The organism is Priestia sp. YIM B13490, assembly GCF_042787735.1.
Taxonomy (GTDB): domain Bacteria; phylum Bacillota; class Bacilli; order Bacillales; family Bacillaceae_H; genus Priestia; species Priestia megaterium.
Genome location: NZ_JBHZOT010000006.1, coordinates 361,942 through 370,342, shown reverse-complemented (window position 1 = coordinate 370,342; position 8,401 = coordinate 361,942). Strand labels below are relative to the sequence as shown.

Here is an 8,401-nt window from a genome sequence, read left to right as displayed (position 1 = left end):
CATGTATTAGGCACGCCGCCAGCGTTCATCCTGAGCCAGGATCAAACTCTCCGAAGAAATGTTTGACTTGCTCAATTAAAAAATAAAATTTAACGTTGACGTTTGTCGCTTTGTTCAGTTTTCAAAGTTCAACCGCCGCTCTTAAGCGACTTTACCATCATAACAAGTTGCAACCTAGTTGTCAACAAGTTTTTTATTTGTTTATCGCTTCGATGTTTGCTTTAGCAGTTCATCTTAGCGACATTTAATAATATACCATGCCTTCTTTTATTGTGCAATAGTTTTTCGATATATTTTTAAAAACTATTTTCTTGCAAACGAAACGTTAGCCAATTAATAGATACTAGCATATCTAGAGCCACACTAGCATAATGTCTATTAAATCATTATCCGCCAAGGAGGCGTTCACTTGGGTACCTTAATTGCAGCTGCACTCTATTTGTCCTTTTGCATGTCTATTCTCTTAATTTCACTTGCTTATTGGGAATCAATTCAAATGTCTAATAAAGAAGGCAAAGTCAACGGCCTTTCATTTATTTCACTTTCAACATTCAGCATGATTTTTTGTTTGTTTACTTCATATTTTTATACCATTCTTTATTAACATGCATTGTCTTCTTATAAAAAGGAGACATTTCTTTATTTTATTACAATATTCGCATTCAGTATACTTACTTATTGAAATCAATGTGATAACTTCAGTCACTTCTCTTCTTCATACGTACGATGGACAGTGAAGGAATTTGTCGAATGATTTTTTGGAACACTTTCTTTAAATTTGATAAACTACTTTTAGAAAACGCTTTCATATATACTTTAACATTATTCAAGGAGGAAACCAAATGAAACCATTGCTTGAATTAACGGTTGGAAAACTTTTAAAAGAAAGTACAAAAAAGTTTGGGCATCAAGAAGCGGTTATCTACTCTGAACAAAATATTCGCTATACGTACGCGGAATTTTATCAAGAAACCTCTCGAGTTGCAAAGGCACTTCTAGCCACTGGTCTCAAAAAAGGCGACCATATCGCTATCTGGGCTACCAATGTGCCGGAATGGTTGCTTCTTCAATTTGCAGCAGCTAGAATAGGCGCTGTTTTGGTTACCCTTAATACAAGTTATCAATCCTCTGAATTAGAGTATGTATTGAGTCATTCTGATACAACAGCGCTATTTTTCATTGATGAATTTAAAAGCACTTCTTATACGTCTATTATCACTAGTATTGAACATAATCTTCCCAAACTAAAACATCTTATAAACTTAAGTGGATCAAGCGAACATACATCTTGGAACGAGTTTTTAATGAGTAGCTTAACGGTATCGGATGAGGTTCTCAATAAGCATGAACAATCCCTACATATCCATGATGTTATCAATATGCAATATACTTCCGGAACAACAGGTTTTCCAAAAGGAGTTATGCTAAGTCACCATAATATAGTAAACAACGGCTTTTTAGTTGCTCAGTCTATGAAACTGACTAACGAAGACCGCTTATGCATCCCAGTTCCTTTCTTTCATTGCTTTGGATGTGTGCTGGGTGTTCTAGCATGCGTATCTGTAGGTGCTACTATGCTACCGATTATTGAATTTCAACCTGCCTCTGTTTTACGCACCGTAGAGAACGAAAAATGTACAGCTCTTCACGGTGTACCAACTATGTTTATTGCGGAATTAAATGCACTTGAGTTTAATCAATATGATTTATCTACTCTTCGCACAGGAATCATGGCTGGTTCTAATTGTCCAGCAGAAGTAATGAAACGAGTCATACATGACATGGGCATCAATGAAATTACGATCGCGTATGGTCAAACCGAAACATCTCCTGTAATCACCCAAACAACACCAACTGATTCTATCGAGCGGCGAGTACAAACGGTTGGCAAAGTTCATACTCATGTACAGATTCAAATTATTAATCCAGTTACAGGTAAACCAGCTTCTTTCGGAGAACAAGGAGAACTTTGTGCAAAAGGATATTTAACAATGAAAGGGTATTATAAAATGCTGGAAGAAACAGAAAAAACAATTGTAGAAGGTTGGCTACATACAGGAGATTTAGCTACCATCGATAAGGGTGGCTATGTAAAAATTACAGGACGTCTAAAAGATATGATTATTAGAGGCGGAGAAAACATTTATCCAAGAGAGATTGAAGAGTTTTTATATAGAATACCCGAGGTAGAAGATGTGCAAATTGTCGGTATTCCTGATCCAAAGTATGGAGAACGAGTTGCTGCATGCATTAAACTCAAGCAACATTCTTTTCTTACCGCTCAAGAAATCAAAGACTTTTGCAAAGGTAAGCTTGCTCATTTCAAAATTCCGGAACATATTTATTTTATAGACGACTTTCCCATGACGGCCTCCGGCAAGATTCAAAAATATAAATTGAAAGAAAAGATCGCAGCGCTTTATAAATAATCAGATTTTTTCGAATTCCACCTGTTATTATGAAGAAAAGTTTACTATACTGATACATATCTGTTTTTCTTCTTTCATACAGATATAAACAACAATGTTTATTGAAATAGGTGAAAATAATGGAAAATGAAATGTTGCTCAAATTAGGTATTTCCGCTGTACTTGGTCTTATTATTGGAATCGAAAGGGAACTAAAACGAAAGCCTGTTGGTTTAAAAACATCTCTCGTAATTTCCATTATTAGCTGTTTACTCACAATTGTTTCGATTGAGTCTTCTCAAATTTTTAATAAAGGTGATCATATCACAATGGACCCGCTTCGTCTGGCCGCTCAAATTGTTTCTGGAATTGGTTTTTTAGGGGCGGGCGTCATTTTACGAAAAGAAAATGACAGCATCTCAGGGCTTACAACAGCGGCTATTATCTGGGGAGCAGCAGGTATAGGCATTGCTGTAGGTGCAGGGTTTTATCCTGAAGCTATTACCGGAGTTGTACTGCTCATTATCAGCGTTGAACTTCTTCCCTTCCTTATTACTATTTTGGGGCCTAGGCAACTGCGCGAGAAAGAGCTTATTCTTCAACTCAAGCTGGCGGATAAGCACAATATCTTTGATACAACTAATAGCATTAGAGAAAAGAATATTACAATTAAAAATATTCGAATCAAAGACTTAGACACCAATGAATTGTATATACGAATGAAAGTGTCAGTTAATAACCAGCGCCCTACTACAGAAGTGTATTACGAAATTCAAAAAATCAGCGGTATTCGAAGCATTGAAGTTGAAAATGTATAAATAAAAAACGGCCAGTTGGCCGTTTTTTATTTGTATTTTTTAATCTGTTGTAAAAATTCCCGCTGTTTTACTAGAGACAGCCGGTATTGATCATCGATAATTTCTGTTAATAACTCATGTTTACGGCTCTTTGACACATTTAATCTGTGGATAAGAACTCTGCATTCATACAAAAACTGTGTATACTGTGTGTAACTCTCATCATAATTTGAGGATAAGTCTTCTTTGATTCGCTTTGTCAACAAAGGGCTAGCGCCATCTGTGGATATTGCTAGCGATAATCTCCCTCTAGAAAACTGTGCAGGAATTTGAATATTTCCATCGGAAAAACTGCTGGCCATATTAACCAACTGATCATTTTTAATATGCTGCTTAACAAACTTATTCACAGCTTGATCATTTGTAGCCACAACAATTAAAAAGACATTAAGTAAGTCTTCTTCTCCTACTTTTTTTCTTTTTACACGCAGCTGATCTTTAGCTTCCCATTCATTTATTTCAGCTGAAACAGTTGGAGCAACCACTGTAATGGCTGCTCCTTCTTGTAAAAAACCTTTAATTCTACGAGTTGCGATTGTTCCGCCCCCAACTACTAAGACCGAACGACCCTTTAAATCAAGCATAACGGTATACATCGTATTGATTTCCTTTGCTGGATAATAACGTTTTTACTTGGTGACTTAAAATGTGTGCAAGTCCATCATGATAACCTAGGTAGTTGGCTAAGATAAACTGCTGGGCATCTGTTGATAGCTGCTCCAATTCTTCCTTAATTTCGTTCATTAAAATACCGGTAAACAAAAGGTATGGAAGAACGAATACTTGCTTATACGAAGTTCGTTTAGCAAGGTGCAGGCCTTCTTTTAAATTAGGAGAAGCTGCAGCTAAATAGCATGTGCTCACTTCTTTAAAAGCACCTTTCCCTTTTAGCAGTTGAGCTATTTCGTTAAAATCTTTTTTTACAGCAGGATCACTGCTTCCTCTGCCGACCAACAATACCATCGAATCTTCATGCTTATCCACATTGGTTTCATTGATTCTCTCTACCAAGATATCAACAATTCGTTCGTCTACGCCGAACGGTTCTCCGTACAGCACCTCTACCTGGGGATAACGTTCATATACTTTGTGTATTTCTTCGGGTATATCATGCTTTGCATGCGCAGCTGTTAATAACAGAAGAGGCACAATTGCAATACGAGTAGCACCTTGTTCAATACATGCTTCAAATCCTTGTTCAATAGTGGGGGAAGCTAGTTCTAGGAAACAAACTTCTTGAATCGGTACATCTAGATTTTTTTTACATCTTTCAATAAAAGCAACTGCCTGATCAGCGCCTTCTTTTACGCGGCTGCCATGGCAAACATATAAAACTGCATCCATATAATCAACCTCTTTAGTAAGCTTCTTGTGCAAACGAATAGTAATGCTGTCCAGTCTTCTCAAACCAATTTAATCGGTCATGAAAATTCACAACTTCACCAACGATAATCATACTTGGATTTTCAATTTGTTCTTCTTTAACAATATCAACAATTGTACCAAGAGTTCCAGTTACAGTGCGCTGGTCCGCACATGTTCCCCAGTGAATCAATGCAATTGGCGTAGCTGAGGTTTTTCCGTGTTTCATTAACTGTTGGCAAATGTACGGTAAGTTCCGCACCCCCATATAAATTGCAAGAGTATCTACACCTTTGGCTAGGCTATCCCATTTGATTGCATCATGCTCGCTATCTTTACGATGACCCGCTACAAAAGCAAAGCTTGCGCTGTATTCCCGGTGAGTGAGAGGGATTCCTGCATAAGCAGCGGCTGCGATGCCTGATGTAATCCCTGGAACAATTTCAAATGAAATGCCCTGCTGCACGAGAGCTTCTGCTTCTTCCCCTCCGCGTCCAAAAACAAATGGATCTCCGCCTTTTAAGCGCGTTACAATTTTTCCTTTTTTAGCGAATTTCACTAAAAAGTTGTTAATTGTTTCTTGCTTGAGGGTATGGTAGTTCGGAAGCTTTCCGCAGTAAATGATATCTGCATCACTTTTAGCATACTCCAGCAGGTCCTTATTCACTAAACGATCATATAAGATAACATCTGCTTGCTGAATTGCTTTCAACCCTTTTAATGTAATTAAATCTGGATCTCCCGGTCCTGCACCGACTAGATATACTTTCCCCATGAATGCCTTTCACCCTTCCATCATTTCCACGTCTCCGCAGCGCTCCCACATTTTAATTTGAATTAGAACAGCGGACAAAGTCCGCTGTCATTTAGATAAATTTTCGGTTAGCTAAATATTCAATAACAGTTTGTACACATTCTTCTACAGACTGTGTGCTTGTATTAATTGTTAATTCAGGATTAGCCGGTGACTCATACGGAGAATCAATTCCTGTAAAATCACGAATTTCTCCGCTTCTTGCTTTTTTGTAAAGGCCTTTTGGATCTCTTTTTTCACATTCTTCTAACGGGCACTCCACGTATACTTCCAAAAATTCATTCCCCTCTAAGATCTCACGCACTTGAGCTCGGTCCTCTTGGAATGGAGAGATAAATGCTGTTAGTACCACTTGACCGCTGTCTACAAACAGCTTAGAAACCTCACCGATACGGCGAATATTTTCTGTACGATCTTCAGCAGAAAACCCTAGATTCTTATTTAAGCCGAAACGAACATTGTCACCATCTAATACATAGTTGCGAATATTTTTATCAAAAAGCGCTTTTGCCACTGCGTTTGCTACGGTAGATTTACCTGAACCCGAAAGACCTGTAAACCATAGTACAAAACTGTGATGATTATTTTGCTCGCGTCTTTCCTCTTTTGTAATTCCAGCATCATGCCACGTAATGTTTGTTGATTTGCTCACTTCAACCGCTCCTTATTTTGAAGATACTTTTTGTTTTGCTAATCCATTAATTAACACTTCAATTACTTCTTTACGGCTGAATGTGCTTGGTGGCACTTCTCCGTTACGAAGCATTTCACGTACCTTTGTTCCAGATAGAATCATATGATCTTCCTTGCTGTGAGGGCATGTTTTCGTTGATGCCATCGCTTCACATTTCTTGCAATAGAAGCTGTGTTCAAAGAATAAAGGTGTAATTCCTAATTCATCTGCTGTAAAGTTACTGAAGATTTTTTGTGCGTCATATGTTCCATAGTAGTCACCAACACCAGCGTGGTCACGGCCTACAATGAAATGTGTGCATCCAAAGTTTTTGCGAACCATTGCATGGAAAATAGCTTCTCTAGGTCCAGCATAGCGCATCGCAGCAGGGAAAACTGCTAAAGCTACACGATCGCTAGGATAATAGTTCTCTAAAAGTACTTCATAACTTTCCATACGGATATCTGCTGGGATATCATCTGACTTTGTTTCTCCTACAAGTGGATTTAAAAACAGGCCGTCTACAATTTCTAATGCCGTTTTTTGAATATATTCGTGCGCACGGTGAACAGGGTTACGAGTTTGGAATCCAACAACCGTTTTCCAACCGCGTTCTTCAAATGCTGCTCTTGTTTCAGTAGGATCTAGGTAATACTTTTCAAAACGCGTTTTAGGTGTACGTTCTACAAGTACGATTGGACCTGCTACATATACATTTGGGCGTTCCATCATTTTTTTCACGCCAGGATGAGCAAGTTCTGCCGTGCGGTACACGTTCTCCGCTTCTTTTTCTTTATTTGGCGTATATACTTCAGAAACTTCTAAAACACCATACGTTACGCCGTTTTGAACAAGTTTTACTTTGTCGCCAATGTTTAATTCTTTAGCTTGCTCTTCTGTTACAGGAAGAGTGATAGGAATACTCCATACTGTTCCATCTGCTAAACGCATATTTTCAACAACTGATTGATAATCTTTTTCTCCTAAAAATCCTGTAATTGGGCTGTAAGCACCAATTCCAATTAGTTCTAAATCACTTAGGGCCATGTTATCTACTTCGATTTCTTTTGTTAGTGACGTGTAGTCATATGTTGGTTGATATAAATTAATTAATTCTCCACCGTGTGCTTGAATTGTTGTCATTTTGTAAAATCCTCCTTAAATAATTAACACAATATAATAAAAAGCACTTGAATCACGCAGTCATTTTTTCTTTTTCCGACTGCAAGCTTGCTCTTTTTCTTCTAGTCGCTCTAGCTAAGCTTAGAACACCTGCTGTGGCAATACATCCGCTAGCTAGCACCACAAATGAATATAAGTCGCTTTCAAGTACTAATTTCACAAGAACATATGAGATTACGAGTGAAAATACAGGGGAGACCACCCAAACCTTTAACATTTGAATGACAACTTCGCGCTGTTCTTTCGTGAATCCCGTTTTCGCTGCTCCTATTCCAATAATAGAAGACGTAGTGACCTGTGTAAGGGGTACTGGCAAACCAAACAGTGAAGCGACTGTGACAAGAGAAGCACCAGTACCCGAGATAATGCACCCTTCCCCTACAGAATAGCGAGTAATTTTTTTCCCGTTTGTTTCAATAACTCGGCCTCCTAGTAAAAGAGCTCCGAGCGCCACTGCCAATCCTCCTGCTATGACACCCGTTGTGGCATCCATTAATCCAGCTCCTACTAGAGGACCGACAGCATTTGCCACGTTATTCATTCCAGCTGAGAAGGCTTCAAAGAATCCCGTCGCTATAACTAAAATCGTTAAAACTCTTTTCCACGTTCCCTTTGCTTCTTTTTTATGCGCTCCGCGTTTTATCACTTTTCCAATCAAAAAAGCAATGACAAATGAAACCAGCGGAACAATAATCCAAAAAGACATGACAACTAAAAGTTTTTCCACATACAGAGATTGATAAGCTACGCCTACTCCAACAACTGAACCAACCGTTACTTCACTTGTTGATAGAGGAATACCAATTAAATTCGCGAAAAAGAGTGACAGCGTTGCAGCAGCCAGAATGATAATAACTAATTCTACTGACAGCAATTTTTCAGGTATGATACCTGAACTGATGGTTTTTACCACCTCGCCGCCTCCGATAATGGCTCCGAGCACAATACCTACAGCACAGATGAACAGGGCTACTCTTTTCTTTTTAATCGCACCGGAGCCGTATGAAACGCCCATAGCTGCTGCTGCACCGCTTGCCCCAATATTCATTGCAAAAAAAAGCGCAATGATAAAGGCAACATATAAAAGCATCATTTATTCAGCTCT

General features: G+C 38.4%; 9 protein-coding genes. 3 read left to right on the top strand and 6 right to left on the bottom strand.

The window, feature by feature from the left end; genetic code table 11:
• Nucleotides 1-409 precede the first annotated feature (409 nt).
• The 3 genes from ACFX4R_RS20030 to ACFX4R_RS20020 all read left to right on the top strand — a co-directional run bounded on the left by ACFX4R_RS20030 (nt 410) and on the right by ACFX4R_RS20020 (nt 3,226).
• Complete coding sequence (locus ACFX4R_RS20030) at nt 410-604, top strand: hypothetical protein (protein ID WP_025752735.1); 195 nt, start codon at nt 410-412, stop codon at nt 602-604.
• 238 nt (nt 605-842) lie between these two features.
• Nucleotides 843-2,429, top strand: coding sequence for an AMP-binding protein (locus ACFX4R_RS20025; protein WP_377570121.1), 1,587 nt, complete (start codon nt 843-845; stop codon nt 2,427-2,429).
• Nucleotides 2,430-2,548: 119 nt separating this feature from the next.
• Complete coding sequence (locus ACFX4R_RS20020; RefSeq protein ID WP_013059577.1) at nt 2,549-3,226, top strand: MgtC/SapB family protein; 678 nt, start codon at nt 2,549-2,551, stop codon at nt 3,224-3,226.
• 26 nt (nt 3,227-3,252) lie between these two features.
• On the opposite strand, the gene ACFX4R_RS20015 is transcribed toward ACFX4R_RS20020, so the two are convergent.
• From ACFX4R_RS20015 to ACFX4R_RS19990, 6 genes are all read right to left on the bottom strand, one after another.
• A complete protein-coding gene (locus ACFX4R_RS20015) occupies nt 3,253-3,861 on the bottom strand; it encodes an NAD(P)-binding protein (RefSeq protein ID WP_043977187.1) in 609 nt (202 codons plus the stop codon).
• Nucleotides 3,842-4,609, bottom strand: a complete 768-nt coding sequence (locus ACFX4R_RS20010) for a sirohydrochlorin chelatase (RefSeq protein ID WP_097824842.1) — start codon at nt 4,607-4,609, stop codon at nt 3,842-3,844. Before ACFX4R_RS20010 ends, ACFX4R_RS20015 begins: the two co-directional genes overlap by 20 nt.
• 13 nt (nt 4,610-4,622) lie before the next feature.
• The gene (cobA, locus tag ACFX4R_RS20005; RefSeq protein WP_165575746.1) at nt 4,623-5,402 is read right to left on the bottom strand and encodes a uroporphyrinogen-III C-methyltransferase; all 780 of its coding nucleotides are present in this window, start codon (nt 5,400-5,402) and stop codon (nt 4,623-4,625) included.
• A gap of 91 nt (nt 5,403-5,493) precedes the next feature.
• Nucleotides 5,494-6,093 (bottom strand): adenylyl-sulfate kinase, encoded by a 600-nt coding sequence (gene cysC / locus ACFX4R_RS20000; protein WP_014457932.1) that lies wholly within the window; start codon nt 6,091-6,093, stop codon nt 5,494-5,496.
• Nucleotides 6,094-6,105: 12 nt separating this feature from the next.
• Complete coding sequence (gene sat / locus ACFX4R_RS19995) at nt 6,106-7,257, bottom strand: sulfate adenylyltransferase (RefSeq protein ID WP_097824843.1); 1,152 nt, start codon at nt 7,255-7,257, stop codon at nt 6,106-6,108.
• A gap of 52 nt (nt 7,258-7,309) precedes the next feature.
• Nucleotides 7,310-8,389: a sulfate permease gene (locus ACFX4R_RS19990; protein WP_080781573.1), complete on the bottom strand. Its 1,080-nt coding sequence runs from the start codon at nt 8,387-8,389 to the stop codon at nt 7,310-7,312.
• Between the last annotated feature and the right edge of the window lie 12 nt (nt 8,390-8,401).

Bases quoted from the DNA above. Each gene is read 5' to 3' on its own strand.
- ACFX4R_RS20015 (WP_043977187.1), bottom strand. From the start codon at position 3,861: ATGTATACCGTTATGCTTGATTTAAAGGGTCGTTCGGTCTTAGTAGTT.
- cobA (WP_165575746.1), bottom strand. From the start codon at position 5,402: ATGGGGAAAGTATATCTAGTCGGTGCAGGACCGGGAGATCCAGATTTA.
- ACFX4R_RS20025 (WP_377570121.1), top strand. From the start codon at position 843: ATGAAACCATTGCTTGAATTAACGGTTGGAAAACTTTTAAAAGAAAGT.
- ACFX4R_RS19990 (WP_080781573.1), bottom strand. From the start codon at position 8,389: ATGATGCTTTTATATGTTGCCTTTATCATTGCGCTTTTTTTTGCAATG.
- ACFX4R_RS20020 (WP_013059577.1), top strand. From the start codon at position 2,549: ATGGAAAATGAAATGTTGCTCAAATTAGGTATTTCCGCTGTACTTGGT.
- sat (WP_097824843.1), bottom strand. From the start codon at position 7,257: ATGACAACAATTCAAGCACACGGTGGAGAATTAATTAATTTATATCAA.
- ACFX4R_RS20010 (WP_097824842.1), bottom strand. From the start codon at position 4,609: ATGGATGCAGTTTTATATGTTTGCCATGGCAGCCGCGTAAAAGAAGGC.